The organism is Streptomyces thermodiastaticus, assembly GCF_014656135.1.
GTDB lineage: Bacteria > Actinomycetota > Actinomycetes > Streptomycetales > Streptomycetaceae > Streptomyces > Streptomyces thermodiastaticus.
In genome coordinates this window covers 55,925-82,334 of the sequence record NZ_BNBV01000001.1, presented here as the reverse complement: position 1 = coordinate 82,334, position 26,410 = coordinate 55,925, and the positions used below count along the sequence as shown (strand labels likewise).

The window sequence follows — 26,410 nt, the reverse complement described above, 5'->3', positions numbered from 1 at the left end:
ATCAGCAGCGATCATCCTGCGAGGACCTCATGAACCAGGCACAGTCATCTCACGACGGCACCACCTATGACGTGATCGTGCTGGGGGCGGGGCCGGTCGGCCAGAACGTTGCCGACCATGCCCGCGCCGCCGGACTGTCCGTCGCGGTCGTGGAACGCGAACTCGTCGGCGGCGAATGCTCCTACTGGGCCTGCGTGCCCAGCAAGGCGCTGCTGCGGCCGGTCATCGCGTTCGCCGATGTCTCCCGTGTGGACGGCGCCCGGCAGGCCGTGACCGGCCGGCTCGACAGCGAGGGGGTGTTCGCCCGCCGCGACCGCTACGTCACCGACTGGGACGACAGCGGGCAGGCCCGCTGGGTGAAGTCGATCGGCGCCGACCTGTTCCGCGGCCACGGCCGGATCGACGGCCCCCGGCGGGTGACGGTCACACCCGGCGACGGCACACCACAGACCCTGACCGCCCGGCACGCGGTGGCCGTCGCCACCGGCAGCAGACCCGCGATGCCCGACCTGCCGGGCATCGAGGCAGCCCGCCCCTGGACCAACCGGCACGGCACCGACTCCAGCACCGTGCCGGACCGGCTCGTCGTCGTCGGCGGCGGCGGGGTCGGTGTGGAGATGGCGACGCTCTGGCAGGGCCTGGGCTCCGCGGTCACCCTCCTCGCCCGCCGAAGCCTGCTGCCCCGTATGGAACCCTTCGTCGGCGAGCTGATCGCACGCGGTCTCACCGAGGCCGGCGCCGACGTGCGGATCGGTGTGCAGGTGACGGCCCTGCGCCGCCCGGACGCCGCCGGCCCGGTCACGCTCGACCTCGACGACGGCAGCGCACTGGAGACGGACGAGGTGCTGTTCGCGACCGGCCGGACACCGGCCACCGACGACATCGGCCTGGAAACGATCGGTCTCACCCCCGGCTCGTGGCTGGACGTGGACACCACCTGCCTGGTCCGCGGCGTCGACGGCGCGTGGCTGTACGCCTGCGGCGACGTCAACCACCGGGCCCTGCTCACCCACCAGGGCAAGTACCAGGGACGCACCGCGGGCGACGCGATCGCGGCCCGTGCCGCCGGCCGCCCACTGGACGACGACGCCTGGGGCGACCACGCCACCACCGCCGACCAGCACGCCGTGCCCCAGGTGTTCTTCACCGACCCCGAGGCCGGCGCCGTGGGCCTGACCGCCGAGCAGGCCGGCCGCGCCGGACACCGGGTCGAGGTCGTCGACGTCGACTTCAGCACCGTCCAGGGGGCCAAGCTCTACGCCGACGGCTACCGTGGGCACGCCCGGATGGTCGTCGACCGCGACCGGGACATCCTGCTCGGCGTCACCTTCGTCGGCCCCGGCATCAGCGAGCTGCTGCACTCGGCCACCGTCGCGGTGGCCGGTGAAGTACCGCTCAAGCGACTGCGGCACGCCGTCGCCTGCTTCCCGACCGTCAGCGAGATCTGGCTCTTCCTTCTCGCCGCCCGCCACAGCGGCTGAACGGCGCCGACGGTGCCGGCCAAGAAGAGACCGCATGGGACCGAGGCGGTGATCACCGGGCTCGCGCACCGAAGAGGTCCGCATAGCGGGAGGGCAGCTCCTCGCACAGATGCCCGAAGCGTTCCTCGCCCACCGCGTCGGCCACGGTGGAGAGCACGGCGCCGACGTCCCACTCGGCGGTGCGCGGCCTGGCGCTGATCTGCTGCGCCACACGCCGCAGGAACTCCTGCTGGTCGAAGGCGTCGGGCCGCCCGCGTTCGAGCAGCAGCGCCTCGTTCAGGGGAGCGGGCAGCCGCTCCGCCAGCTCCTCGGCCTCCTGGGGACCGACCCGCGCGGCAAGCACCCACAGGACCGCCCAGCTGACCTTCTCGGCCTCGTCCAGGCTGCGGTACTCCCCGCGGTCACGTACCCGGTCGAGGAATTCGTCGAGCTTCATCGGGCCCTCCCGGGGTCGCGCCACGTGTGCCGCGACCCCGGGTGCCCGGCCCCGGCCGCGGGAAACGGCAGCGTGGCCGAGCACACACGCCGGTCGCGCCCCGCACACGCACGTCAGCGGGAAAGCCGTCGACCGGGCAGGCGGGCGTGAGGGCAGGCGGCGGGCCAGGACGCCGTCGGCGCACCGCTGTGCCGGCGTCCGCCCGGGACCGCCCGCTGTGTGACCGGCGCCGGACGGGGCACGCGGTGGGCATGGTCGGCGACACGGATGACGTCAGGGAGATACGGCGGGTCGGCACCGGCGGACACCGCGCCGTGCCGCACACCGCCGACCTGCGGATCGAGGCCTGGGCGCCGAGCCGCGAGGGCTGTCTGGCCGAGGCGGTGCGCGGCTTGGTGGAGTCCTTCGCGGACGTCGAGGCGGTACGGCCCACCGGTCTGGAACGCCTCCGGCTCCCTCTCCCTCGGGCGGACGACGCGGACCTGCTGGTGGCCCTGCTGGACGAGGTCGTCTACCGGGTGGAGGTGCACGGGCAGGTGCCCGTCGAGGTGGACGCCGAGGCAGCGGCCGACGGCGGCCTGGACGTACGGCTGGGCGTCGTGCCCCTGTCGGACGTCGAGGTCACCGGGGCGGCGCCGAAGGCGGTCTCCTGGCACGGACTGCACATGGGAGTCGACCCCTACGGCTGGTCGTGCGCCGTGACCGTCGACGTATGACCTGGCCGTCGACGTACGAGCCGGTCCGGGGGCGGTCCGGAAGAACCCGTAAGCCTCGTGCCCGGCGGACGGACGCGGCCGGCCGGTCAGCCCTTGACGACGCCCAGCGGCACCAGCCGGGCCACGATGCGGCACAGACCGGCGCCCTCGCTCGCGGCGACCACCTCGCCCACGTCCTTGTAGGCCTCCGGCGCCTCCTCGGTCAGACCGCGCCACGACAGCGGGCGCGCCGCGATGCCGTCGTGCTCCAGCCGGTCGCGCAGCTCCCGTCCGCTGATCTTCCGGGCGGCCTCGTGCCGGCTCATCCTGCGGCCCGCGCCGTGACAGGTGGAGTGGAACGCCCCGCCGTCCGCCACCCCGGCCAGCACGTACGAGGCCGTGCCCATCGTTCCGGGGATCAGTACCGGCTGGCCCACCTCGCGCAGATCCTCCGGCAGGTCGGGATGGCCGGGAGGGAACGCCCGGGTGGCCCCCTTGCGGTGCACGCACAGCCGGCGCCGCCGGCCGTCGACCTGATGGGACTCGATCTTCGCCAGGTTGTGCGAGACGTCGTACACCAGGGACAGCCGGCGTCCGGCGACCCGGGCGAAGGCCCGGCGGGCGGCATCGGAGAGCAGCTGGCGGTTGGCCCGCGCGTAGTTCGCGGCCGCGGCCATGGCACCCAGATAGGCCCGGCCCTCCGGGGACTCGACCGGCGTGCACGCCAGCTGCCGGTCGGGGACGCGGATGCCGTGGCGGGCCATGACCTGGTCCATCGCGCGCACATGGTCCGTGCAGATCTGGTGGCCCAGTCCGCGCGAGCCGCAGTGGATCATCACGCACACCTGGTCCTCGGCGATGCCGAACACCTCGGCGGTCTGCCGGTCGTACACCTCGGCGACCCGCTGCACCTCCAGGAAGTGGTTGGCCGAGCCGAGGCTGCCGACTTGTCCGAGCCCGCGTTCCCGTGCCCGCGGCCCGACCTGGTCCGCGTCGGCGTCGGGGACCGCTCCGCCGTCCTCGCAGCGCGCCAGGTCCCGTTCCTCGCCGTACCCCTCCTCCACGGCGTAGCGTGAGCCGCCGCGCAGCAGCTGTTCCAGCTGACGCGGGCCGGTCAGCCGCCACACCCCGCCGGGCCCGGCGCCCCGCGGCACGCTGCGGTCCAGGACGTCCATGATCTCCTCCAGCACGGGCACGATGTCGGCCCGGTCGCAGTCCGCGGCCAGCAGCCGCACCCCGCAGGAGATGTCGAAGCCGACCCCGCCCGGCGACACCACGCCGCCCTCGTCGATCGCGGTGGCCGCCACCCCGCCGATGGGGAAGCCGTATCCCCAGTGGATGTCCGGCATGGCGTAGGAGGCTGTGACGATGCCGGGCAAGGTGGCCACGTCGGCCACCTGTGTCAGCGACTTCTCGGCGTCGGCGAGCAGGTGCCGGGTCGCGAACACGATGCCCGGCACCCGCATGTCCCCTTCCGGGGCGATACGGAAGCGGTACCGGTCTTCCTGGACGAGTTCCATCGCGTCCTCCCGCGGCGGTGCCGGCCGGACGGGCTCCTCGGGCCGCCGGTTCAGCCGTCCGCGCCGCTTCTCACGTAGGCCTCGTAGCCTTCCTCCTCCAGCCGGTCGGCCAGGCCGGGTCCGCCGGAGTCGACGATCCGGCCCTCGGAGAAGACGTGCACCTGGTCGGGGCGGACGTACCGGAGGATCCGCGTGTAGTGGGTGATCAGCAGCGTGGCGACCTCCCCGGTGGCGCGTATCCGGTTGACGCCCTCGCTGACCACGCGCAGCGCGTCGATGTCCAGGCCGGAGTCGGTCTCGTCGAGGATGGCGATCTTCGGGCGCAGCAGTTCCAGCTGGAGGATCTCGTGGCGTTTCTTCTCCCCGCCGGAGAAGCCCTCGTTGACGTTGCGCTGGGCGAAGGCCGGGTCGATCTGCAGGCGCTCCATCGCCTCCTGGACCTCCTTCATCCAGGTGCGCAGCCGCGGGGCCTCGCCCCGGACCGCCGTGGCCGCCGCCCGCAGGAAGTTGGCCATGGTCACGCCGGGCACCTCGACCGGGTACTGCATGGCGAGGAACACCCCGGCCCTGGCCCGCTCGTCCACCTTCATCGACAGCAGGTCCTCGCCGTCCAGGGTGACGGAGCCGGAGGTGATCACATACTTGGGGTGGCCGGCCAGCGCGTAGGCGAGAGTGGTCTTGCCGGAGCCGTTCGGCCCCATCACGGCGTGGGTCTCGCCCTGCCGCACGGTCAGATCGACACCGCGGAGGATCTCCCGTGGCCCGTTGTCGGTCAGCACCTGGCAGTGCAGGTCGTGGATGGCCAGGGTCGCCATGGCGCCACCACCTCCTCCGTACGCCTCCCGGGGCGCCGGTCGTGCGCGGGGCCGACGGCTCCGCGCGGCGGGCCGTTCCTCCGGTCGCGGATTGCCTTCCCACCCAGTATCGGCCGCACGACGGCCGGGTTCACACGGGAGCGTGCGGCGTGGGACGAGCCCGTGTGCCGGGCGGTGACCGGGGAGGGGAGGGAAGCGGCCGGCCCCGCCGGACGGTACCGGCGAGGACCGGCCGCGGCGGGCGGGTGCGTCACAAAGTGACGCGTTCGCCGCCGAAGGTGACGATCAGCTCGCCGGAGGAGGAGAACGACCAGCCCAGGGTGCCGGAGTAGGACGAGCAGCGGGAGCCGTTCGAGCCGGTCCAGAACTGGTTCGAGCTGTCGGCGTCACCGACGGTCTTGTCGTTGGAGCCGTCGACGGAGAACCGGCAGGAGGTGTTGTCGCGGAACACCGACGAGCCCTTGTCGAACGAGAAGTTGCGCTCCTCGTTGTCGATGCCGACGTTGTCCGCGATGGTCATCGAGCCGGTGTTGCGGTTGTAGGTGAACCCGTGGTGCCCGTTGCGGTAGGCGATGTCGTGCCGGATCACATGGTCCACCGGGATGTCCTCGCCGCCCAGCTTGTAGCCGTTGCGGTCCCCGCTGTCGTTGCGGGTGCCGTCGCTGAGCGTGCCGTTGTCGTAGGCCAGCGAGTACTCGACGGTCACCGGGCCGATGGCGCCGGTGTCCGACTTGGTGTACAGGTCCCAGCCGTCGTCGATGTTGTGGTGGGAGACGTCGTAGCGGAAGACGTTGCCGGTTCCGGTGGTCAGCTTCGCGGCGAAGCCGTCGGCGTCCTCGCCGTCGGAGTCGGCGTTGTCGTGCGACTCGGAAGAGATGATCAGGTTGTCGGACGGCCACTGCGAGCGGGGCGTGTCGGAGGAGATCCGGCCGAGCTGCAGTCCGGTGTCGCGGTTGTACGCCGTCACGGTGTGCTCGATGACGTTGTGGCTGCCACCGACGTAGATCCCGTTGTCGCCCGCGTGCTGGACGGTCAGGCCGTACAGATGCCAGTACGAGGCGTTGAGCTGGATGCCGCGGTTGGACGAACTCTCGCTCTGCGCCGAGAAGTCCAGCACGGGCTTCTCGCCCGGGTAGGCGGACAGCGTCGTGCGGGCGGCAGAGGTGCCGTCCGCGCCCTGCGGGATGGTGACCGTCCGGTCGTAGCGGTACGTGCCGCCGCGCAGGTAGATGGTGCCGCCGGGAGCGATACGGCTGATCGCCGAGGCCAGCGTCGTCGGAGCGGACTGCGTGCCCTCGGCACCGTCCGTCCCGTCGGGCGCCACGTACAGGGTCGAGGCCGCCGCCCGGGGCTCAGCGGAGGCGGGCAGGGCCAGTGCCGTCGGGGCGGACAGCGCGGCGAGAGCGCCGGCGAGCACGGCGGCCGACGCGATGAAGGGTCTGTGCAGCATCGTTTCTCGTCTCCTGGTCGCAGATCACTGACAGGTGTCTGTTCGAGATGGTGAACCGATCCCTGAACCGATCCGTGAACCGGTCTCGGGACGGATACGGGAACCACAGGAGGGAAAGCGCTTTCATGACCGTAGGGCGCTTGCTGTGAACGCGTCAATGGGTTCCATACATGATTTTTGTTCATGTACATGGATTCAGGACATGGCGCGGACCGATGCCGCCGGTGCGTGGAAGGCCGAGCGTGAAGGCCGCTACCCGGACCGCCGCTCCCCGGACGCCGACGCGTCCTGCGGGGGCTCCTCGTGGTCGAGCAGACGGCCCGTCCGGTCGCAGATCAGGTGCCCGACCAGCGCACCGCCGTAGACCACGAACCCCGCGCCGATCAGCCAGGACTCGACCACCAGGATGGTGCCGATCGCGCCGTAGCTCAGCGCCTGGGTCACGATCAGCGGCGTGAACACCAGGTACGAGAAGGTGCGCAGACCCACCAGGCCGACCATGGTGGCGACGGCCCCGGGGAACAGCAGCCGCCAGCGCACCTGACGGCCGAGAAGGAAGTGCGGCCCCCACCAGAAGAACAGCACACCGGTGCCCAGGCTCATCAGCATGCGCTCGTTGCCGGCGAGCACCGTGCGGGTCTGCACCTGCAGGTACAGATAGACCGTCAGCACGCCCAGCCAGACCGCCTGCCGCCAGATCCGGTGCCACGGCCCCGAGGGCAGCCGCCACACGCGCTCGTACCCGTTCTGCACACTGGCGGCGAACGACAGGCCGAACACGGCGAGCAGCAGACCGCCCCACAGGCTCGTGGTGCTCACCGCCCGGTGCGGCGGGCCGAAGACCCGCGTGAGCACCTCGGCGGACCTGCCGGACAGATCCATGCCGTCCACCAGCCACAGCGCGAACCCGCCGTGGTCGTAGGGGGCTGCCGCGGCGACGACGATGAGCAGCGGGGCCAGCGTGACCAGGGCGAGGGTGGCGAAGCCCAGGGCCCTGTGCATCAGTTCCAGTTGTTTCCCGCGCCGGTAGAGTTCGACCGCCCAGAACGTGCGCGGTGTCGGACGTGACATGCGGCGGCGTCTCCTCTCCGGGCCGCGTTCACCCGCGCGGCCGCGTTCGCTGTCCATCATCGTCACGTCCGGTGGTGCACCCTCCACGGCGCCATGCCCGCCGCCACGGAGGTGGCGGCCGGTGCTCCTGTGACGCCCAGGTGCGCCGACCGACCGGCGCGAGGCGTCTCGTGACGGCCCGTCGAATGTGCGTGGCGCAGTCATGACAATCGTGTAGGCCACGACACACGACAATCGCCTATCACCCCTGCTCAGTCGCGACGAGGAGGGCGCCGGCGTCACGGCGCCCTCCGCCCCCCGCTCACCGGGAACGGGCACGCCTCGTCTGCGCCCGGTTCGCCTTGCGCAGGGCGTCCAGCAGCTCGCGCTTGGACATGTGCGAGCGGCCCTCGATGCCGAGCTGCTTCGCCAGGCCGTACAGGTGCTGTTTGGACGCGCTCTCGTCCACGCCCTCGCCGCTGCGCCCGCCCTGGCCGCGGGGCCGGGCCGACTGCGGGTCGGAGGGGCCCTTGCGGCCGTGCTCCTTGCGCTCCCAGTGGTCGCCGACCTTCTCGTACTTGTGCTTCAGCGCGCCGTACGCCACCCGGTGCGCCCGTTCGCCCTCGCCGTAGGTCTCGACGGCCGAGTCGTGCGCCTTGATCCAGGTGCGCTGAGCGTCCTGGGAGGAGCGCTCCAGCGTCGACGGCAGTTCCTGTCGTCCGGGCACGGACATCCACCTCCGTCGCGTGCTGATCTCCGCGCCGGACGGGTGCCCGGCGCGGGCGGCCGGAAACCGGCGGTCCCCCTGCGCCGCACCGGGTTTGGCGGGCCCGGGCACCGGCTACCCGCGCCATGTGAGCAGGAGACGTACGACGACATGGGCGACGTCGCAACAGGATCAGCAGGAACTCGTCCAGTACCTGGAGGACCGGTTCGCGTGCGCCCAGGCGTGCACCGAGTGCGCCCGTGCCTGTGCCTTGCGCGCCAGCCTGGTGGATCCCGGCGGGAATGGTGAGCAGGAACTCGTGCGCCGCCGCGGGATCATGTGCGCGGAGGTGTGCGACGCGACCTGCCGGATGCTCTCGGAGCAGAGCACCCAGGACGAGGCGGGCATCCGCGTCCAGGTGGGCTGGTGTCTGAGCGTGTGCCTGGAGAGCGCGCACGTCTTCGACCGGAACCCGGGCGCGGAGCAGACCGCGGACGCGTGCCGCACCTGCGCCAAGGCGTGCGGGGAGTTCATGGCGACGCTGGACTGACCACGCAACGGCCCGTTCGCGGATCGTCCCGGTAGTGCCTGCCGGTGCGTTTCCGGTGTGGAGCGCCGTGCCGCCGTAGGCTCGCGGCGTGCTGGAGACCATCGTGTGCGACGCCGGTGAGACCCTCGTCCGTGACGACCGCTACTGGGCCTGCTGGGCGGACTGGCTGCGCGTCCCGCGCCACACGCTCTCGGCGCTGGTGGGGGCCGTCGTCGCGCAGGGCGGGGACGCCGCCGAGGCTCTGCGGCTGGCACGACCGGGCATCGACGTGGCTGCCGAGTGGCGGGCCCGGGAAGCCGCCGGCCAGGGCGAACAGCTCGACGAGAGCGATCTGTACGAGGACGTGCGGCCGGCCCTGTCGGCGCTCAGGGCACGCGGAGTGAGGGTCATCGTCGCGGGCAACCAGTCGGCCCGCGCGGGCGAGATGCTGCGCCGCCTGCGCCTGCCCGCGGACCTCGTCGTGATGTCCGGGGAGTGGGGCGTGGCCAAGCCGCAGCCCGAGTTCTTCGCCCGGGTGCTGCACGCGGCGCGGACTCCGGCCGAGCGCACGCTGTACGTCGGCGACCACCCGGTCAACGACGTCTTCCCCGCCAAGGCGGCCGGCCTGCGCACGGCACACATCCGGCGCGGGCCCTGGGGGCATCTGTGGGCTGACGACCCGAAGGTCGTGGCGGCGGCCGACTGGCGCATCGAGCGCCTCACGGAGCTGATCGGCATCGTCGACGACGGATGAGCCGCGCCGCGGCCTCCTCGGGCCGGCGACGGATGACCCTTGCCATGTCCCTCCAGGCCGGCGGCGGGCGATCGTCGAGGCCCCTTCGGGCCGACGGCGTGATCGCTGAGGCCGCTTCGGGGCGATGGCCGGCCGGGCGCTGCTCCCGCCTCCGCCCGTGTCCCTGCTCACCGGGTGTCCCGCCGGCCGGACGACGGTCCGGCGACGGTCGCGTCTGGCCCCCGCGTGGCCCACTGCCCAGGATCAGCGGACCGGCGCTCGTGGGCGCGCTCGCGGGGTGAAACGGAACGTACGCCTCCGCCCGCCGGACCGGAAGCCCCGTGGCGGTGTGTCGCCGCTCACACGGGGCTCCCGCTGCGTGTCCCGCACGCTGCACCCGAAGGGGTGCGAGCCTGCCTCCGCGATCGCACGAACACGTTCGTCGCAGGTCGTTACGATCGTCGGCATGAGCCCTCAGAAGGAGCCGAACGGCCGGAGCCCCCGCCGAGAGCCGATCAGCCGCCGGGAGCGCCCGGCGAAGCCCGCCCTGTCCCGGCGTCTGATCGTGGACACCGCCGTGCGGATCATGCGTGCCGAGGGACTGGACAAGGTCACGATGCGCCGCCTGGCGAAGGAGCTGGACACCGGTCCGGCCTCGCTCTACGTCTACGTGGCCAACACCGCCGAGCTGCACGCGGCCGTGCTGGACGCCCTGCTCGGCGAGGTCGACCTGACCGGGCGGGGTGGCGGTGACGACTGGCGCGGGCAGCTGCGCGCCGTACTGGCCTCGTACACCCAGGTGCTGTTCGCGCACCCCCAGCTCGCCCGGTCCGCGCTCGTCGCCCGCCCGAGCGGCGAGAACTACCTGCGGCTGGTGGAGCGCATCCTCGGACTCCTCGCGTGCAGCGGGGCCGGCCGTGAGCAGGTCGCCTGGGGAGTGGACAAACTTCTGCAGGACGCGACGGCCACAGCCGCCGAGCACGCCACGCAGCAGCAGGACCCCGGCTTCCAGGACGACTGGAACGCCGCCGTCCGCGCCCTGCACGCGGTGGACGAGGCCACGCATCCCGCGATCAACGCCCATATGCCCGCCCTGATCGACGGCTCGGTCGAGGACCGGATGCGCTGGAGCTTCGACGTTCTGGTCAACGGCATCACACGGACGCCCGTCCCCGGCGCGCGGGACTGACCGCTTCCGCCGATCGTGGGCGGCGGCCGGCCTCGTCCCGTCTCCGTCTCCTTGGACGAACTTGTTCGTGACGAACATGTTCGTCTACCGTGGTGGGGCGCCCCCCCGACGTGGCTGTCCAGGCCGCGCCCAGGGGGTGCCGCTGCTCCGTCACCAACCTTCAGCCGTACCCGCCGGCCCCTCCGGCGCACGGCCCCGACCCATCCGCACCGCAACCCAGAGCACCCTGGAGACCTTCATGAGCACCGCACACGTCCCTGTCGCGATCATCGGAGCGGGCCTGGGCGGCCTGACCGCCGCGCGCGTCCTGCACGTCCACGGCATCCAGCCGGCGGTTTTCGAACGGGAGGCGTCGGCGACGGCGCGCTCCCAGGGCGGCATGCTCGACATCCACGAGGTAAGCGGACAGCAGGCCCTGCGCGCCGCCGGACTCCACGACGAGTTCCGCGCGCTCGTCCACGAGGGAGGACAGGCTCTGCGCCTGCTAGGCGCCGACGGCACCGTGCACCTGACGATCCCGGACGACGGCTCCGGCGGCCGGCCGGAAGTGGACCGCGGGGACCTGCGCGGCCTGCTCCTGAACTCCCTGCCCGACGGCACGGTCCGCTGGGGACGGAAGGTCACCGGCGCCCGGCCGCTGGGCGACGGGCGGCACGAGGTGACGTTCGACGACGGCTCGGCCGTCACCACCGGCCTGCTGATCGGCGCCGACGGAGCCTGGTCGCGCATCAGGCCGCTGCTCTCGGACGCCAAACCCGCCTACACCGGCATCTCCTTCGTCGAGACCGACCTGTTCGAGGCCGACGCCCGCCACCCGCGCAGCGCCGCACTGGTCGGCGGCGGATCCCTCATGGCCCTCGGCCACGAACGCGGCTTCCTCGCGCACCGGGAGACCGACGGCAGCCTGCATGTCTACACCGCCCTGAAGACCGACGAGAACTGGCTGGACACGATCGACTTCACCGACCCGGACACCGCCAAGGCCGCGGTCCTCGCCCGCTTCGAAGGCTGGGACGACGATCTGCGCGGTCTGGTCGCCGACGCCGACACGATCACCCCGCGCCGCATCCACGCCCTGCCCGTCGGGCACCGCTGGGACCGCGTTCCGGGCGTGACACTGCTCGGAGACGCCGCCCACCTGATGTCTCCCTTCGCGGGCGAGGGCGCCAACCTCGCCCTGCTCGACGGCGCCGAACTCGCCCTGGCCGTCGCCGCCCACCCCGGCGACACCGAAGCCGCGCTGGCCGCGTACGAGCAGGCGCTGTTCCCGCGCGGCGAGGCATCCGCGGCGGAATCCGCCGCCCACCTTGCGACGATGTTCGGCGAGCGGGGCCTGGAGGAGACAGTCGGCTTCTTCACCCGCATCGCAGCGGCCTGACGTTCCTTGACGGCGCGGCAGATCGCGACACGGCCCTCGCCGGGGCCCGGCCGGGCCCCGGGATCGTCCCCGGCGGGGCCGCGTCACCCAGCGGACCGCAGCCGCATGCGACCGACCCTGCTCTGGTCCGACCCGGACGGCAGGCTTTAACCTGCCCGCGTGGAGACGGCACACACGGGTGATCCCGGTCTGTTCGGACCCGGATCGGTGACCTGGCAGATGCACGGCGACCCGATGATGTGGATCGCCGGCATCCGGGCGCTGTATCTGCAGGCCCTGCATCCGCGGGCGGTGCGCGCCGTGATGGAGAACTCCGACTTCCGGCACGACGCCTGGGGACGCCTGCGGCGCACCGCGAACTTCGTGGGCACGACCACGTACGGCACCACCCGGGCCGCCGAGGAGGCCGGAGCGCGGGTCCGCAGGATCCACCGCAAGCTCACCGCGACCGACCCGGCAACCGGCGAACGGTACCGGATCGACGACCCGGAGCTGCTGCTGTGGGTGCACTGCGCCGAGATCGACTCCTATCTGCACGTACTGCGCCGGTCCGGATTCCCGCTCACCGACGCCCAGGCCGACCGCTATGTCGCCGAACACCGCACCAGCGCACGCCTGGTCGGCCTCGACCCGGACGGGGTGCCCGGCAGCAGGGCCGAACTCGCCGCCTGTGTCGCCGAGGTACGTCCTCGCCTCGCCGCGGGAGCCGATGCCCGCGCGGTGGACGACTTCCTGCTCCGTCCGCCGGCCCACCCGTTGCTCGTGCCGGCGCGCGAACTTCTGTGGCGGCGCGTGGCGCAACTGGCCTACGCGGCTCTGCCTCCGTACGCCCACGAGCTGTACGGACGGCCGGCGCCAGACCCGGAGGCGGTCACCCGTCGCCTGCGTGCCACGGGCACCGTGCTGCGCCGCATTCCCGCACGTCTGCGCTGGCAACTGCCGCCCAAGCACATTCTGCGGGCGGTGGCCAGGCTCGGGCCCGAGGCACGTCCCGCACCGTACAAAGCCGGACGCGATCCCGCCATACTGGACCAGGGCCCGCCGAGCGCACCGGACCGGCATCGGGACACCACCCCGGGGTGGTCCGCCGGACAGGCCGACGGCGTGGCCTGAGGGAGGGGCACACGGTGACGGGGGCAACGGTGCGATGGCGGACATCCGGCTGATCCAGGGCCGTTACCGGCTGCTCGCGCCGATCGGGCGCGGCGGCATGGGGGAGGTGTGGCGGGCCCGGGACGAGGCACTGGGCCGGCAGGTCGCGGTGAAGTGCCTCAAGCCGCTCGGCCCGGACGACGACCGATCCGGCACGCGCCTGCTGCGCGAACGGTTCCGGCGCGAGGCCCAGGTGGCCGCCGCCCTCCAGCACCGCGGGGTCACCGTGGTGCACGACTTCGGTGAGTGCGACGGCGTGCTCTATCTCGTCATGGAGCTGCTCGACGGCCGCGATCTGAGCCGGCTGATGCAGGACAACCGGCACCGTCCGCTGCCGGTCGCGGACCTCGTCGACATCGCCGAACAGATCGCCGCCGCACTCGACTACACCCACCGTCGCGGCATCGTCCACCGTGACCTGAAACCGGCGAACATCGTCCGCCTGTCCGACGGCACGGTGAAGATCTGCGACTTCGGCATCGCCCGCCTCGGCCGGGACACCGGCTTCACCACCCGGCTCACCGCCACCGGCATCGCCATGGGCACCCCGCACTACATGTCGCCCGAGCAGATCGCCGGTCACGAGGTCGACCGGCGCAGCGACCTGTACTCGCTGGGCTGTGTGCTGTACGAACTCGCCACCGGGACACCGCCGTTCGACCAGGACGACCCCTGGGCCGTCCTGCTCGCCCACCGCGACACCCCGCCGCCCCCGCTCCGCCGGCACCGCACCGACCTCCCCGGCCCGTTGGAACAGCTCATCCTCGACCTGCTCGCCAAGTCGCCGGAGCAACGCCCCGGCGACGCCCGCGAAGTGGCCCGCCGCCTGACCGACGCCCGCACCGCCACGGCCGCCACGGCCGCGGCCCCCGCCGAGCACCGGATCCCGGCACGGCCCGGCCCCGGTGCGACGGGCGGACCGCCGGCGGGCAGGCGTGCCGCGGTGCGGCTGCCGTCGTGGACGCGGCACATGGCCGCCGAGCCGGCCGGGGACCAGGAACGCACGGACCCGGACGGCGGTGGGCGGGATGCCCCGGCGGCGGAGACGCTCCGGGTCCTCGCCGACCGGCATCGTGCCGCCCTGGACCTCGGACGCCGGGGCCGCTGGGCCGAGGCCGGCACGGTGCTCCGCGCGGTCACCGCCGAGCGGGCCCGGCTGCTGGGCGCCGACCACCCCGAGACCCTTGCCGCCCGCTACCAGATGGCCTTCACCCTCAGCCGCACCGGACGCCCGGCCGACGCCCTGCGCGAGTACAAGCACGTGGCCCAGGCCCGGATCCGCACCCTCGGGCCCGACCATCCCGAGACCCTCGCCGCCCGCCAGGAAATGGGGTACGTCCTGGGGCAGCTGGGGCGTCATGTCGACGCGCACCAGGTGTACACGGCGGTGCTCGCCGCCCGGGAGCGCACCATGGGCGCCGACCATCCCGACACCCTGCGCTGCCGGCACAACCTCGCCTTCAACCTCTGCCGCCTCGGCCGGCCGGAGGACTGCTACCGCATGGCCTGCGAGGTCGCCGAGGCTCGCGCCCGCGTCCTCGGCCCCGACCACCCGGACACCCTGGTCACCCGCTACGAAGTCGCCTACGCGCTCGGCCAGCTGGGCCGCTGGGCCGAGGCCCTCGACACCTACCGCGAGGTCGCCGAGGCCCGCGCCCGTGTCCTCGGCCCCGACCACCCGGACACCCTCGCCGCCCGCTACGAGACCGGCATCAGCCTGGGCCGGCTCGGCCGCTGCGAGGAGGCGCTCGCCCTCTACCGCGAACTGATCGAGGCCCGCGCCCGGGTGCACGGCCCCGAGCACCCCGAGACCCTGCGGGCCCGTCACGGCCTCGGCGTCAACCTCGGCCGGCTCGGCCGCTGGGAGGACGCCCTGGCCGAGTCCCGCGAGGTGTGCGCGATCCGTGTCCGGGTCCTCGGCCCCCGGCACCCGGACACCCTGGTCAGCCGACGGGAGGTCGCGGTGGCACTGGGCTGGCTCGGCCGCTGGGACGAGGCGCTCGCCGAGTACCGCGCGGTCGCCGACGCCCGCGAACGACTCCTCGGCCCCGGCCACTCCGACACTCTCACCAGCCGCGAGGACGAGCCCACAACCTGAAACAGCTCGGCCGCGCCACCCAGGCCGACGAACCGCACCGCCGGGTGGAGGCGCTGCGACGACGGCAGGCAGCACGGACACCCTGAGTGCCGCCCGCCCCTGCCGTCCCTCTGGCCGACGGGGATCACCCCGTGCTACCAAGAACCATGCGCACCCACCAGGCACCGGGCAGCACAGACCGTTACGACGCCGTCATCGTCGGTGGGGGCCACAACGGCCTGGTCGCCGCCGCCTACCTCGCCCGCGCCGGGCGGTCGGTGCTGGTCCTGGAACGGCTGGCGCACACCGGCGGCGCGGCCGTGTCCACCCGCCCGTTCCCCGGCGTGGACGCCCGGCTGTCCCGCTACTCCTACCTGGTCAGCCTGCTGCCGAGGAAGATCGTCCAGGATCTCGGCCTCGATCTGCGGCTGCACCCCCGGAGCATCTCCTCCTACACCCCCACCGAACGCGACGGCCGGCCCACCGGGCTGCTCGTGGGCGGCGGCGAGGAACGCACCCGCGCCGCCTTCGCCCGGCTCACCGGCTCCGACCGCGAGTGGGAGGCCTGGCGGCGCTTCTACGGCATGACCGGCCAGGTCGCCCGCCGGGTGTTCCCCACGCTCACCGAACCACTGCCGAGCCGCGCGGACCTGCGCCGCCGGATCGACGACGAAAACGCCTGGCGCATGCTGTTCGAGGAGCCGATCGGGGTGGCGATCGAGCGCTTCTTCACCGACGACCTGGTGCGCGGTGTGGTCCTCACCGACGCGCTGATCGGCACCTTCGCCGACGCCCACGACGCGTCCCTGGTGCAGAACCGCTGCTTCCTCTACCACGTGATCGGCGGCGGTACCGGGGCCTGGGACGTGCCGGTCGGCGGCATGGGGGCGCTGACCGATGCGCTCGCGGACGCGGCACGCGCGGCGGGCGCCCGGATCGTCACCGGTCACGAGGTGGTCCGGGTGTCCTCCGACGGCCGCGAGGCCGAGGTCGCCTACCGGACACCCGACGGCGGCGACGCCACGGTCGGCGCCCGCCACGTCCTGGTGAACGCCTCACCCAAGGAGCTGGCCGCCCTGACCGGCGAGACGCCGCCCGAGCCCGCCGAGGGCGCCCAGCTGAAGGTGAACATGCTGCTGACCCGGCTGCCCCGGCTCCGCGACACCTCGGTGGACCCGCGCGAGGCCTTCGCCGGCACCTTCCACATCGCCGAGAGTTACGAGCAGCTGGCCGTCGCCCACGCCCAGGCCGCCGCCGGTGAGCTGCCCTCCGCCCCGCCGTCGGAGATCTACTGCCACTCCCTGACCGACCCGAGCATCCTCGGCCCCGGCCCGGCGGCCCGGGGTTTCCACACGCTCACCCTGTTCGGCCTGCACACCCCGGCCCGGCTCTTCGCCCGGGACAACGACGCGGTACGGGAGGAACTGCTGAAGTCGACGCTCGCGCAGCTCGACGCCCACCTCGCCGAACCGCTCGCCGACTGTCTCGCCACGGACGCCGAGGGCCGGCCCTGCATCGAGGCCAAGACGCCACTGGACCTGGAGCGCGATCTGCGCCTGCCCGGCGGCAACATCTTCCACCGGCCGCTGAGCTGGCCGTACGCGACGGAGGGCACCGGCCGCTGGGGAGTGGAGACGCAGCACGCGAATGTGCTGCTGTGCGGTGCGGGCGCGGTGCGCGGCGGCGGGGTCAGCGGAGTGCCGGGGCACAACGCGGCCATGGCGGTGCTGGAGGCGCAGCCGGCCTGAATGCCTCCCCTGACAAGGGGCACTCCGACTGGGTGAGGGCCGTCGCACCGTCCGGTGCGGGCTGTCGCACAGCCGCCTTCAGCGACGGCAGGACGCACACCACCCGGCCGCCCGCCGCGGCCGTCTCACCCCTACGGAGGTTCCCATGGCCGAGCTGAGCCCGATCGACCTGCAGAAGGCACTCAGCGGCATGGACTACCCGACCGACAAAAAACACCTGGTCGAACGTGCCCGACAGAACAAGGCCAATGACAAGATCGTCAGCAAGCTGGACAGCCTGAAGCAGGATCACTTCGACGGACCCAACGAGGTGCAGCGGGCCGTCTTCAACGAGTGACGTCCCGCACCGGCCCCCGACTCGGTATCGGACCGCACTCGCCGAGGGCGGACTCACTCCGAGTGAGCGCCCTCGGCGAGTGCAGCGCGCACCGGCTCGTCACGCCGGCCGAAGGCCGGTCGCGGCGCAGGCACGCCGGTGGATCGGTGCCGCCCGGACGGACCGCACCTGGGCCCGTCACTGCGGCTTGAATGACCGGATCTGATAGGTCCCCATCAGGTTGCCGCCCGCACCGGCCGGGGTGGAGCCGACACGGTTCTTGTAGTTGGTCGACTTGTAGTACTGCACCCGGTGGCCGGTCGAGTTCCACACCGAGCGGACGTTCTGTCCCCGCCGGATGAAGGAGCAGTCGTCGGCGGTGTTGGCCTTCTGCTTCTGCTTCCACTGGCAGCGGGTCCCGCTGCCTTTCCAGCCGCTGTAGATGCAGAAGTAGCCCGGGGTGCAGTTGTAGGCGGCCGCCGTCCGGGCCGGGGCCGTGGGGGCGGCCGGGGCCCCCCCCACGGCCGGTACGGCGCCGAACGTCGTGGCCAGGGCCACGGAGGCAACGGCGAACGAGCGGATGGCACTCATGCCACGCATGGAACATCTCCTTTCCCTCCCCACGGCACCGGCGAGCCGGTGCGCCCGACGGGGAGGACGCAGTGGTCTTCGCTGGAGGCCTCAGCACGAGGACGCCACAACGCCGCGCCGCCCATCAGGAGAATGCAGGTAATTCCCCCGTGCAGGGGAATTGCGCCGGTGGTTCGGGTTCCTGTCCGCGCGCCTGCGCGTGCGCCTGTCCGCACCGGTCCACGCCTGCGATCGACGGGGGTACGCCATACTGGCATGAAAGGGGCAAAACGCCCGGCGAGCCCGCGGAGGCCCAGCCATGCACGACCACACCGAGAACGACACTCACGTCACGGCGCGCGGCCCGCACGACGACGCACCCGAACCCGAACGGACGGGGGTACGCGGGGCGCCCGGTGAGCCCCGGGCACCGGACGGCGACGAGCCCGCACCGCCGCAGGACGCACCCGGCGCGTACGCGGACGAGGACGACGGGGGAGCGGCGCAAGCGAAGGCAGGCGGGAGCGAGGACGGTGCCGCCGACGACGAGGACACACCGGCCGCCGGCCCAGCACCGCATCCGGCAGGCGCCGCGGCCGGCGAGGCCTGCGACGTCTTCCTCGACGTTCCGCTGCTGAAGGTCGACGAGATCGACCTGGAGGTGGAGGACCTGCGGGCGCGGGTCTCCCTCCAGGCCGAGGTGCTGGACCTGTTGAAACTGAACGTGGGCGCCGACGCCGTGCTCGGCCGGGTGCACCTGGGCATCTCGGGCGTGGAGGCCCAGGCCCGGCTCACGGTGCGCCTCGACAACGTGGCCGCGATCATCAACCGCGTCCTCACCACGCTCGACCGCAACCCGGAGATCCTGCGGGAACTGGCCCGTGGGGTCGGATCCGCCGTCCAGGACGTCGGCGGCGGGGCCCGCCAGGCCGTGGGCGAACTCGGCACGGGGGCGGGCCGGGCCGTCGAGGACGTGGGGCGGGGCGCCGGGTCGGCGGTGGAGGACGTCGGGCGGGGCGCCGAGTCGGCGGTGGGGGATGTGGGCAGGGGCGCCGGATCCGCAGTCGAGGATGTGGGCAGGGGTGCCGGTGGCGCGGTGAAGGATGTGGGCCAGGGCGCCGGTGCGGGCGTCGAGGGCGCCACCGGAGACGTCGGAGCGGCCGTCGAGGAGGTGAGCGGCGGCGCCGAGGCGGCCGTCGGGGACGTCGCGCGCGAGGCGGGGAACGTCGCCGGGAGCGCCGGTGACGTCGTCGAGGGCTCGGCCGGAAGAGCCACCGGGGGCACCCGGCGCAGCGCCGGCGGTGAGCGCGGCCGCGGTGAGCGGAGCCAGGGAGGTGCCCGCCCCCGCCGTCCGCGTGCCGAGGGCAGACGGGATGCCGGGACACCACGGGAGCCCTCACGGCCCGCACGCAGGCCCGTGCGGGATGGCGACGAGCCGCCCTGAACGCACGGACGGCAACCCGACATCGAGTTCCGGTCCACGGTCCGCGCGGAACGGCTCCGCTTCGCAGAGGAGCCGCGCACGGCCGTCCGTTTCCACGGCACCGGGGAGCGGGCGTCGGTGTCCCGCAGCGAGCGCACCGGCCTGCCCGGCACGGTGAAAGCAAGGCGGGACTACCGCCGGGTCACCGTCGGCTACCGCCTCGCGACCGGGCTCACCGGACGGCCGGAGCGCCACCGGGGCAGCCGGGACGACGAGGAGCACGACCGGGGCAGCCGGGGGAACCGGCGGCACACCGAGTGAGGCGTGCGCACGACCGGGCGGAACCAGGCGGAACCGAGCGGATCCGGCTGCCCGGGCCGGACACCGGTGCGCCGCCGGGCAGCCGGATCGCCGCGGCCCGCGCAGGCCGAGGACCGTTGTCCGAACAGCACACCTAGTCCGCCGATGCCGTCCAGCCGTCGGCCGTCACCCGGGCGGCGTCCCCCGGGCGGGCCTCGTCGAAGACGACCCGGCCACGGGAGTCCACGCGCTGACCGTCGACGTAGGCACCGCGGCCCACGTACAGCCGGTCCGTCGTGTACCGCCAGCGCACCACCAGGTTCCCGGCGGCCGGGAGTGCGGCGTCGACCGTGTGCCAGACCCGGCCGGAGAACCCGGTGGCGGTGCCTTCCGGATGCCGCTGCGGGCGCTCGCCCCGGCGGGTGGTGGTGAACGGCACCGGCTGCCAGGTGGTACCGCCGTCGGAGCTGGCCTCCAGGACGAGGGTGTCCGACTGGGGTTCGGTGTCCCACCACAGGGAGCAGCGCAGGTGCGCGCCGCCGCGGGAGGTGTCCAGCGCGGGCAGGGCGAGTGTGGCCGTGCTGTCGCTCGCCATCCCGGAGAACCACGCCGTGCGGCCCTGCTCCGGGCGGACCGCCACGGCCCGCGCCAGGTCGTTGCCGGCGGCCACCCGGGGCGCGGACCCGGAACGCCACGTGCGCACGGGATGGACGGAGTTGCCGAGGACGATCAGGAAGGTGTCCGTGGTCGGGTCCAGGACCAGCGAGGTGCCGGTGAAACCGGTGTGGCCCGCGGTCTGCGGGGTGGCCATCGCGCCCATGTACCAGTGCTGGTACAGCTCGAAGCCCAGACCGTGGTTGTCGCCGGGGAAGTCGGTGTTGAAGTCGGTGAACATCAGCTCCACCGACTCCGGCCGCAGGATGCGCGCCCTGCCGTAGACGCCGCCGTTGAGCAGGGTGCGGGCCAGCACCGCCAGATCCCAGGCGCAGGAGAACACACCCGCGTGACCGGCCACCCCGTTGAGGCTGTAGGCGTTCTCGTCGTGCACCTCGCCCCACACCAGGCCCCGGTCCAGCGCCGACCACGGCTTGCGCGCGTACTCGGTGGCGGCGATGAACGGCTTCCAGGAGGCGGGCGGGTTGTACCGGGTGCGGCGCAGACCGAGCGGGCCGGCGATCTCCTCGGCCAGCAGCACGTCCAGCGTGCGGCCGGTGATCTTCTCCAGGACCAGCTGAAGCGTGATCATGTTCAGGTCCGAGTACACGTACGCGGTGCCCGGCGGGTTCTGCGGCGGCTCGTTCCAGATCATCTTCAGCTTCTGCTCGTACGTCGGCGCGTCGTACAGCGGCAGGTCCGGCTGGAGACCGGAGGTGTGCGTGAGCAGCTGGCGGATCGTCACGTCCTGTTTGCCGGCCCGGCCGAAGTCGGGCAGACAGCGGGCGACCTTTCCCTCCAGCTCCAGCTTCCCGCGCTCGATCTGCTGCACGGCCAGGATCGAGGTGAACAGCTTCGACAGGGAGGCGAGGTCGTAGACGGTGTTCCGGGTGGCCGGGATCTGCTGGTCGCGCGGGAACTCCACGGCGGTGTCGGTCGCCTCGTCGTACGAGGAGTAGCGCACCGCCATGCCGATCGGCTCGTGCAGGGCCACCGTGCCGCCGCGCCCGGCGAGCAGGACGGCACCGGCGTACCAGGGGTGCTCGGGGGACGGGCCGAGGAACGCCTTGGCGTCGGCGACGAGTTGGTCCAGAGGAGCGGAGAGCAGTCCGGCGCGTTCGGGCGAGCCGTACCGCAGGGTGGGCCGGGAGGCCGCCGGCGCGGGTGAGGCCGCGGCCGGACTCATGGGGAGGGCAGCCGCCAGACCCAGGGCCCCGCCCAGCACCAGGGTCATGCGGCCCAGTTGGCGGCGCGTCAGTCCGCCCTCGTCTCTGTCCGCCGTGCCGTCGCTCATGGTGAGTCCTCCCGTCGTACCGCCGTCTGAAATTAACTTTCGCTGCGTGTGAGGTGTGGTGAAACTTTCCGTCAGGATGGTCATATTGTCAACGGTGCGCCACCACATGGCATGTGACCGTGTGTCGGCTGGGGCGGGCAGGCGAACCGGTTCGGTCGCGGCACGGGCCGATCGGCGGTCCTCCCGCCGGTGTGCCGCGGGGGTCCGTCGGCGCCGAGCGCTTGACCTGCGTACTCCTGGACCCGAGGATCCTTGGTCATGACGCCTCGCCACGGCAGCAGCACGGTCGACGCGGTTGTGCGGCGCAGTGCCCGGCGGACCCCCGCCCGGACCGCCCTCGTGTACGGCGACCGCCACTGGACGTACGCCGAGCTGGACGACGCCGTCTCCCGCGCCGCGCGTGTCCTGCTGGACCAGGGGCTCGCCCGGGGCGACCGGGTCGCCGCCTACGGGCACAACTCCGACGCCTATCTGATCGCCTTCCTGGCCTGCTCACGCGCCGGTCTGGTGCACGTGCCGGTCAACCAGAACCTCACCGGCGACGACCTGGCGTACATCCTCGGCCAGTCGGGCAGCGCGCTCGTCCTCACCGACCCCGACCTCGCCGCGCGCCTTCCCGCCGGCGTACCGGCGTTGGCGCTGCGTGACACGGACGACTCACTGCCGGCCCGCCTGGCGGACGCACCACCGTACGACGGCCCCGAACCGGGCAGCGAGGACTTGGTGCAGCTGCTGTACACCTCGGGCACCACCGCGCTGCCCAAGGGCGCGATGATGACGCACCGCGCCCTGGTGCACGCCTACCTCAGCGCCATCACCGCCCTCGATCTGCACGCCGACGACCGGCCCGTGCACGCCCTGCCGCTCTATCACTCGGCGCAGATGCACGTGTTCCTGCTGCCCTGTCTCGCCGTCGGAGCCGTCAACATCGTCCTCGACGCGCCCGACGGCGGCCGGATCCTGGACCTGATCGAGACGGGCCGGGTGGACAGCCTGTTCGCGCCGCCCACGGTGTGGATCGGCCTGGCCGGCCGCCCCGACTTCGCCGAGCGGAACCTGGACGGGCTGCGCAAGGCGTACTACGGCGCCTCGATCATGCCGGTCCCGGTCCTTGACCGGCTCCGCGCCCGCCTGCCGCACCTGGCCTTCTACAACTGCTTCGGCCAGAGCGAGATCGGCCCCCTGGCCATGGTCCTGGGCCCCGACGAGCACGAGGGACGGCTCGACTCCTGCGGCCGGCCGGTACTGTTCGTGGAGGCCCGGGTGGTGGACGCCGAGGGCAACGACGTGCCGGACGGCACACCCGGCGAGATCGTCTACCGCTCCCCGCAGCTGTGCGAAGGGTACTGGGACAAACCCGAGGAGACGGCGGAGGCCTTCCGTGACGGCTGGTTCCGCTCGGGGGACCTCGCGGTGCGCGACGCGGACGGCTACCACACCGTCGTGGACCGGGTGAAGGACGTGATCAACTCCGGTGGTGTGCTGGTGGCGTCCCGTCAGGTCGAGGACGTCCTCTACACGCACCCTGCGGTCGCCGAGGCCGCGGTGGTCGGCCTGCCCGACGACCGGTGGATCGAGGCCGTGACGGCGTTCGTCGTCCCGCGCGGCGAGGTCACGGAGGAGGAGCTGATCGCCCACGCCCGCGCACACCTCGCCGGCTTCAAGACGCCGAAGCGAGTGCACCTCGTCACCGAACTCCCGCGCAACGCCAGCGGAAAGATCCTCAAACGGCAGCTGCGCGAGCACTACGGCACACGATAAGCACCCTGGGCACCCGGCAGGCCGCGATGCGGCAGGACAGCCCCTGATGCGGTAGGACGGAGCCCATGCCGATGAACAACAGTCCTGACGACGGTCTTCCTGTCCCGGGCGCGGCGGACGAGCCGGGGTTGTCGCTGCGTCTGCGGCCGTGGCGCGGGCAGGACGCCGCCGTGCTGGCCGCACTGCACCGGGACGCCGCCCTGCGCCGCTGGGCGGGCGCGGGCATCGACGATGAGGAAAGCGCGGCCCGCTGGATCGAGGAACAGCGCCGGCACCGGCAGGCGGGGGACCGGTTCGCCTTCGCGGTCGTGGAGGCCGGCCCGGCGGGGGAGCGGATCATGGGCCACGTCGTGGTGCAGAACCTCGCCTCCGACAGCCCCTCCGCGCAGGTCGGCTACTGGACCACGGCCGCGGCGCGCGGCCGGGGCGTGGCGCCCAGAGCGCTGGCGGCGCTCACCGACTGGGCGTTCGCCACGTTCGCCGCGCGGGGACTGACCCGCCTGGAGCTGGTGCACCAGGCCGACAACACGGCCTCCTGCCGGGTCGCCGCCAAGTGCGCCTACGAGCCGGCCGGGATCCTGCCCGCCGCGCCCCCGGAGTATCCGCTCGACGGCCATCTGCATGTGCGCACCCGGGTCACGAGCGCAGGTCCACTATCCGCTTGATCTTGCCGACCGACCGTTCCAGCGTGCCCGGTTCGACGATCTCCACCCCGGCCGAGACCCCGATGCCCTCCTTGACCGCCACGGCGATGGAATGGGCGGCGGCCTCGCGGGCCGCGGCGTCGGCGTCGGGGCGGGCCTCGGCACGGACCGTGAGGGCGTCCATGCGGCCCTCACGGGTGAGGCGCAACTGGAAGTGCGGGGCCACACCGGGGGTGCGCAGCACGATCTCCTCGACCTGGGTGGGGAACAGGTTCACCCCGCGCACGATCACCATGTCGTCGCTGCGGCCGGTGACCTTCTCCATGCGCCGGAAGACCCGTGCCGTGCCCGGCAGCAGCCGGGTCAGGTCCCGGGTGCGGTAGCGGATCACCGGCATGGCCTCCTTGGTGAGCGAGGTGAACACCAGCTCGCCCTCCTCGCCGTCCGGCAGCACCTCCCCGGTGACCGGGTCGACGATCTCCGGGTAGAAGTGGTCCTCCCAGATGTGCAGGCCGTCCTTGGTCTCCACGCACTCCTGCGCCACCCCGGGCCCGATCACCTCCGACAGGCCGTAGATGTCGACGGCGTCGATCCCGCAGCGTTCCTCGATCTCCCGCCGCATCTCCTGCGTCCACGGCTCCGCCCCGAACACCCCCACCTCCAGCGAGGTGGACCGGGGGTCCACACCCTGCCGCTCGAACTCGTCGAGCAGCGTGAGCATGTACGACGGCGTGACCATGATGATCCGCGGCTGGAGATCCTGGATCAGCTGCACCTGGCGCGCGGTCATTCCTCCCGAGGCCGGAACGACCGTGCAGCCCAGCCGTTCGGCACCGTAGTGGACGCCCAGGCCGCCGGTGAACAACCCGTAGCCGTACGCCACGTGCACCACGTCGCCGGGCCGGGCCCCGGCCGCCCGCAGCGAGCGGGCCACCATGTCCGCCCACAGGGACAGATCCCGGTCGGTGTAGCCGACGATCGTGGGACGGCCGGTGGTGCCGCTGGAGGCGTGGAAGCGGCGGATGCGCTCACGCGGCACCGCGAACATCCCGAAGGGATAGGTCTCGCGCAGGTCCGCCTTGCTGGTGAACGGGAACCGTGCCAGGTCGTCGAGGGTGCGGCAGTCCTCCGGGCGCACACCGGCCCGGTCGAAGGCGTCCCGGTGGAAGGGCACGTTCTCGTACGCGTGCCGCAGGGTCGCCCGCAGCCGATCGAGCTGCAGTGCCCGCAGCTCCTGCGGGTCGAGCCGTTCCCCCTGATCCAGAAGCTGCGTCACATCCCCCATCGGGACTCTCCCTCACCTACCACAACAATCCGGTCGACCGATCATTCGGTAGACACTTGCCGGGGGACAGTAATCCAGGCCGGCCGGCCGCAGGCAAGAGGGCGGCACGAAAAAAATCCACCGCACATCTCCCGCACACGTACCCGGCCGAGCAGCCCGATTCCCCGGCCCGCCCCCTGGCGGATCTCCCGTCCTGCCGTCAGGATCCCCGCATGCCGACCTTCACCGCGCCCGACGGAACCCGGCTCGCCTACCACGTGCGGGGCGAGGGAAAGCCGCTCGTCGTGCTGCCCGGAGGGCCGATGCGGGCCTCCGCCTACCTGGGGGACCTCGGCGGGCTCACCGCGCAGCGCCGCCTGGTCCTGCTCGATCTGCGCGGCACCGGCGACTCCGCCCGGCCCGCCGATCCGGCGACGTACCGCTGCGACCGGCAGCTCGACGACGTGGACGCGCTCCGCGCCCACCTGGGCCTGGAGCGCGTGGACCTGCTCGGCCACTCGGCGGGCGGCAGCCTCGCCGCGCTCTACGCCGCCCGCCGTCCCCGGCGCGTGGCCCGGCTCGCGCTCATCACCACCGGGGTGCGCCCGCTCGGGCTGCGTGCGACGCCCAGGGACCGGCTGGCCGCGGCCCGGCTGCGCAGGGGCGAGCCCTGGTTCGCCGCCGCGTACCCGAAGCTCGTGGCCTGGCTGGCGGGCACGGCCGGCTACGGCCGGGCGCTCGACCCCTTCTTCTACGGCCGCTGGGACGCGGCAGCCCGGGCCCACGCCGAGGCCGCCGAACGCCAGACCAACCAGGAGGCCGCCGCCCGTTACTTCACCGAGGCCGCCTTCGACCCGGCGGCCACCCGCGCCGCGCTGCGCCGTCTGGCCGCCCCGGTCCTCGTCCTGGCCGGCGCACTGGACGGCGGACCCAGCCCCGCCCTGGCCCGCCGGACGGCCGAAGCGTTCGGGTACGCACGGTTCGTGGTGCAGCCCGGCGCGGGGCACTACCCGTGGCTGGACGACCCGGAGCGGTTCACGCGGCAGGTCGGCGCCTTCCTCGAGGACGCTGCCGTGCCGTCCGAGGACGCCGCCGTGCCGTCGGAGGAGTGAGCGGAAGGGCACGGAGACAGCCTGAGCCGGCCGGCCACGCGCCGCGGGGAAGGGGCGGCGTGCCCGGTTCGCGGGTGTCCGTCCGGTCGGGGTGAGGGCGCGGCCCTGTCGCG

The 26,410-nt window shown here is 73.0% G+C and carries 23 protein-coding genes and 1 pseudogene; 15 read left to right on the top strand and 9 right to left on the bottom strand.

Annotated features, from left to right (window positions below):
* Window positions 1-29: 29 nt before the first annotated feature.
* Window positions 30-1,481 carry a dihydrolipoyl dehydrogenase family protein gene (locus IE286_RS00390; protein ID WP_189794502.1) on the top strand — a complete coding sequence of 484 codons (1,452 nt, stop codon included), beginning with the start codon at window positions 30-32 and terminating at the stop codon, window positions 1,479-1,481.
* A 52-nt stretch (window positions 1,482-1,533) separates the two neighbouring features.
* Here IE286_RS00390 and IE286_RS00385 read toward each other — a convergent pair whose 3' ends face one another.
* Window positions 1,534-1,917 carry a DUF2267 domain-containing protein gene (locus IE286_RS00385; protein WP_189794501.1) on the bottom strand — a complete coding sequence of 128 codons (384 nt, stop codon included), beginning with the start codon at window positions 1,915-1,917 and terminating at the stop codon, window positions 1,534-1,536.
* 251 nt (window positions 1,918-2,168) lie between these two features.
* On the opposite strand from IE286_RS00385, the gene IE286_RS00380 reads away from it, so the two are divergent.
* A complete protein-coding gene (locus IE286_RS00380; protein WP_189794500.1) occupies window positions 2,169-2,633 on the top strand; it encodes an archease in 465 nt (154 codons plus the stop codon).
* Window positions 2,634-2,719: 86 nt separating this feature from the next.
* On the opposite strand, the gene IE286_RS00375 is transcribed toward IE286_RS00380, so the two are convergent.
* From IE286_RS00375 to IE286_RS00355, 5 genes are all read right to left on the bottom strand, one after another.
* Window positions 2,720-4,132 carry an RtcB family protein gene (locus IE286_RS00375; RefSeq protein ID WP_189794499.1) on the bottom strand — a complete coding sequence of 471 codons (1,413 nt, stop codon included), beginning with the start codon at window positions 4,130-4,132 and terminating at the stop codon, window positions 2,720-2,722.
* Between the two features lie 50 nt (window positions 4,133-4,182).
* Window positions 4,183-4,947: a Fe-S cluster assembly ATPase SufC gene (gene sufC, locus IE286_RS00370; protein ID WP_189794498.1), complete on the bottom strand. Its 765-nt coding sequence runs from the start codon at window positions 4,945-4,947 to the stop codon at window positions 4,183-4,185.
* Window positions 4,948-5,197: 250 nt separating this feature from the next.
* Window positions 5,198-6,397 carry a right-handed parallel beta-helix repeat-containing protein gene (locus tag IE286_RS00365; protein ID WP_189794497.1) on the bottom strand — a complete coding sequence of 400 codons (1,200 nt, stop codon included), beginning with the start codon at window positions 6,395-6,397 and terminating at the stop codon, window positions 5,198-5,200.
* 252 nt (window positions 6,398-6,649) lie between these two features.
* On the bottom strand, window positions 6,650-7,468 hold the full coding sequence (locus IE286_RS00360) for a YhjD/YihY/BrkB family envelope integrity protein (RefSeq protein ID WP_229861889.1): 819 nt from the start codon (window positions 7,466-7,468) through the stop codon (window positions 6,650-6,652).
* A 301-nt stretch (window positions 7,469-7,769) separates the two neighbouring features.
* On the bottom strand, window positions 7,770-8,174 hold the full coding sequence (locus tag IE286_RS00355; RefSeq protein WP_189794496.1) for a ChaB family protein: 405 nt from the start codon (window positions 8,172-8,174) through the stop codon (window positions 7,770-7,772).
* Between the two features lie 127 nt (window positions 8,175-8,301).
* Between IE286_RS00355 and IE286_RS00350 the strand changes: the two genes are divergently transcribed.
* The 8 genes and pseudogenes from IE286_RS00350 (at window position 8,302) to IE286_RS00315 (ending at window position 17,296) form a co-directional block, all read left to right on the top strand.
* Window positions 8,302-8,703 (top strand): four-helix bundle copper-binding protein, encoded by a 402-nt coding sequence (locus IE286_RS00350; protein WP_189794495.1) that lies wholly within the window; start codon window positions 8,302-8,304, stop codon window positions 8,701-8,703.
* Window positions 8,704-8,794: 91 nt separating this feature from the next.
* Window positions 8,795-9,436, top strand: coding sequence for an HAD family hydrolase (locus tag IE286_RS00345; RefSeq protein WP_267969354.1), 642 nt, complete (start codon window positions 8,795-8,797; stop codon window positions 9,434-9,436).
* A 445-nt stretch (window positions 9,437-9,881) separates the two neighbouring features.
* A complete protein-coding gene (locus IE286_RS00340; RefSeq protein WP_189794493.1) occupies window positions 9,882-10,604 on the top strand; it encodes a TetR/AcrR family transcriptional regulator in 723 nt (240 codons plus the stop codon).
* A 238-nt stretch (window positions 10,605-10,842) separates the two neighbouring features.
* On the top strand, window positions 10,843-11,982 hold the full coding sequence (locus tag IE286_RS00335) for an FAD-dependent oxidoreductase (RefSeq protein ID WP_189794492.1): 1,140 nt from the start codon (window positions 10,843-10,845) through the stop codon (window positions 11,980-11,982).
* 219 nt (window positions 11,983-12,201) lie between these two features.
* Window positions 12,202-13,095 carry an oxygenase MpaB family protein gene (locus IE286_RS00330; RefSeq protein ID WP_189794800.1) on the top strand — a complete coding sequence of 298 codons (894 nt, stop codon included), beginning with the start codon at window positions 12,202-12,204 and terminating at the stop codon, window positions 13,093-13,095.
* Window positions 13,096-13,129: 34 nt separating this feature from the next.
* Window positions 13,130-15,318: pseudogene (locus IE286_RS00325) on the top strand (serine/threonine-protein kinase).
* 60 nt (window positions 15,319-15,378) lie between these two features.
* Window positions 15,379-16,959 carry a phytoene desaturase family protein gene (locus IE286_RS00320; RefSeq protein ID WP_189794799.1) on the top strand — a complete coding sequence of 527 codons (1,581 nt, stop codon included), beginning with the start codon at window positions 15,379-15,381 and terminating at the stop codon, window positions 16,957-16,959.
* Window positions 16,960-17,104: 145 nt separating this feature from the next.
* The gene (locus IE286_RS00315) at window positions 17,105-17,296 is read left to right on the top strand and encodes a DUF2795 domain-containing protein (RefSeq protein WP_189794491.1); all 192 of its coding nucleotides are present in this window, start codon (window positions 17,105-17,107) and stop codon (window positions 17,294-17,296) included.
* Between the two features lie 177 nt (window positions 17,297-17,473).
* On the opposite strand, the gene IE286_RS00310 is transcribed toward IE286_RS00315, so the two are convergent.
* Complete coding sequence (locus IE286_RS00310) at window positions 17,474-17,866, bottom strand: peptidase inhibitor family I36 protein (protein ID WP_189794798.1); 393 nt, start codon at window positions 17,864-17,866, stop codon at window positions 17,474-17,476.
* A gap of 298 nt (window positions 17,867-18,164) precedes the next feature.
* Between IE286_RS00310 and IE286_RS26945 the strand changes: the two genes are divergently transcribed.
* On the top strand, window positions 18,165-19,289 hold the full coding sequence (locus tag IE286_RS26945) for a hypothetical protein (protein WP_229861888.1): 1,125 nt from the start codon (window positions 18,165-18,167) through the stop codon (window positions 19,287-19,289).
* Between the two features lie 117 nt (window positions 19,290-19,406).
* Window positions 19,407-19,589, top strand: a complete 183-nt coding sequence (locus tag IE286_RS00300; RefSeq protein WP_229861887.1) for a hypothetical protein — start codon at window positions 19,407-19,409, stop codon at window positions 19,587-19,589.
* Between the two features lie 133 nt (window positions 19,590-19,722).
* Here IE286_RS00300 and IE286_RS00295 read toward each other — a convergent pair whose 3' ends face one another.
* On the bottom strand, window positions 19,723-21,516 hold the full coding sequence (locus IE286_RS00295; RefSeq protein ID WP_189794490.1) for a serine hydrolase domain-containing protein: 1,794 nt from the start codon (window positions 21,514-21,516) through the stop codon (window positions 19,723-19,725).
* 258 nt (window positions 21,517-21,774) lie between these two features.
* Here IE286_RS00295 and IE286_RS00290 point away from each other — a divergent pair, with 258 nt between their 5' ends.
* Together IE286_RS00290 and IE286_RS00285 are read left to right on the top strand one after the other, a co-directional pair.
* Window positions 21,775-23,277 carry an acyl-CoA synthetase gene (locus IE286_RS00290; RefSeq protein WP_189794489.1) on the top strand — a complete coding sequence of 501 codons (1,503 nt, stop codon included), beginning with the start codon at window positions 21,775-21,777 and terminating at the stop codon, window positions 23,275-23,277.
* Between the two features lie 71 nt (window positions 23,278-23,348).
* The gene (locus tag IE286_RS00285) at window positions 23,349-23,942 is read left to right on the top strand and encodes a GNAT family N-acetyltransferase (protein ID WP_189794488.1); all 594 of its coding nucleotides are present in this window, start codon (window positions 23,349-23,351) and stop codon (window positions 23,940-23,942) included.
* Here IE286_RS00285 and paaK read toward each other — a convergent pair.
* Complete coding sequence (gene paaK, locus IE286_RS00280; protein ID WP_189794487.1) at window positions 23,914-25,206, bottom strand: phenylacetate--CoA ligase PaaK; 1,293 nt, start codon at window positions 25,204-25,206, stop codon at window positions 23,914-23,916. The genes IE286_RS00285 and paaK overlap by 29 nt on opposite strands.
* Window positions 25,207-25,418: 212 nt before the next feature.
* On the opposite strand from paaK, the gene IE286_RS00275 reads away from it, so the two are divergent.
* Window positions 25,419-26,297 (top strand): alpha/beta fold hydrolase, encoded by an 879-nt coding sequence (locus IE286_RS00275; RefSeq protein ID WP_189794486.1) that lies wholly within the window; start codon window positions 25,419-25,421, stop codon window positions 26,295-26,297.
* The last annotated feature ends 113 nt before the right edge of the window (window positions 26,298-26,410 follow it).

What these genes read in the sequence shown, in the direction of transcription:
- IE286_RS00390 (WP_189794502.1), top strand. Translation starts at nt 30, where the DNA reads ATGAACCAGGCACAGTCATCTCACGACGGCACCACCTATGACGTGATC.
- IE286_RS00385 (WP_189794501.1), bottom strand. Translation starts at nt 1,917, where the DNA reads ATGAAGCTCGACGAATTCCTCGACCGGGTACGTGACCGCGGGGAGTAC.
- IE286_RS00380 (WP_189794500.1), top strand. Translation starts at nt 2,169, where the DNA reads ATGGTCGGCGACACGGATGACGTCAGGGAGATACGGCGGGTCGGCACC.
- IE286_RS00375 (WP_189794499.1), bottom strand. Translation starts at nt 4,132, where the DNA reads ATGGAACTCGTCCAGGAAGACCGGTACCGCTTCCGTATCGCCCCGGAA.
- sufC (WP_189794498.1), bottom strand. Translation starts at nt 4,947, where the DNA reads ATGGCGACCCTGGCCATCCACGACCTGCACTGCCAGGTGCTGACCGAC.
- IE286_RS00365 (WP_189794497.1), bottom strand. Translation starts at nt 6,397, where the DNA reads ATGCTGCACAGACCCTTCATCGCGTCGGCCGCCGTGCTCGCCGGCGCT.
- IE286_RS00360 (WP_229861889.1), bottom strand. Translation starts at nt 7,468, where the DNA reads ATGTCACGTCCGACACCGCGCACGTTCTGGGCGGTCGAACTCTACCGG.
- IE286_RS00340 (WP_189794493.1), top strand. Translation starts at nt 9,882, where the DNA reads ATGAGCCCTCAGAAGGAGCCGAACGGCCGGAGCCCCCGCCGAGAGCCG.
- IE286_RS00335 (WP_189794492.1), top strand. Translation starts at nt 10,843, where the DNA reads ATGAGCACCGCACACGTCCCTGTCGCGATCATCGGAGCGGGCCTGGGC.
- IE286_RS00330 (WP_189794800.1), top strand. Translation starts at nt 12,202, where the DNA reads ATGCACGGCGACCCGATGATGTGGATCGCCGGCATCCGGGCGCTGTAT.
- IE286_RS00320 (WP_189794799.1), top strand. Translation starts at nt 15,379, where the DNA reads ATGCGCACCCACCAGGCACCGGGCAGCACAGACCGTTACGACGCCGTC.
- IE286_RS00315 (WP_189794491.1), top strand. Translation starts at nt 17,105, where the DNA reads ATGGCCGAGCTGAGCCCGATCGACCTGCAGAAGGCACTCAGCGGCATG.
- IE286_RS00310 (WP_189794798.1), bottom strand. Translation starts at nt 17,866, where the DNA reads ATGAGTGCCATCCGCTCGTTCGCCGTTGCCTCCGTGGCCCTGGCCACG.
- IE286_RS26945 (WP_229861888.1), top strand. Translation starts at nt 18,165, where the DNA reads ATGCACGACCACACCGAGAACGACACTCACGTCACGGCGCGCGGCCCG.
- IE286_RS00295 (WP_189794490.1), bottom strand. Translation starts at nt 21,516, where the DNA reads ATGAGCGACGGCACGGCGGACAGAGACGAGGGCGGACTGACGCGCCGC.
- IE286_RS00290 (WP_189794489.1), top strand. Translation starts at nt 21,775, where the DNA reads ATGACGCCTCGCCACGGCAGCAGCACGGTCGACGCGGTTGTGCGGCGC.
- IE286_RS00285 (WP_189794488.1), top strand. Translation starts at nt 23,349, where the DNA reads ATGAACAACAGTCCTGACGACGGTCTTCCTGTCCCGGGCGCGGCGGAC.
- paaK (WP_189794487.1), bottom strand. Translation starts at nt 25,206, where the DNA reads ATGGGGGATGTGACGCAGCTTCTGGATCAGGGGGAACGGCTCGACCCG.
- IE286_RS00275 (WP_189794486.1), top strand. Translation starts at nt 25,419, where the DNA reads ATGCCGACCTTCACCGCGCCCGACGGAACCCGGCTCGCCTACCACGTG.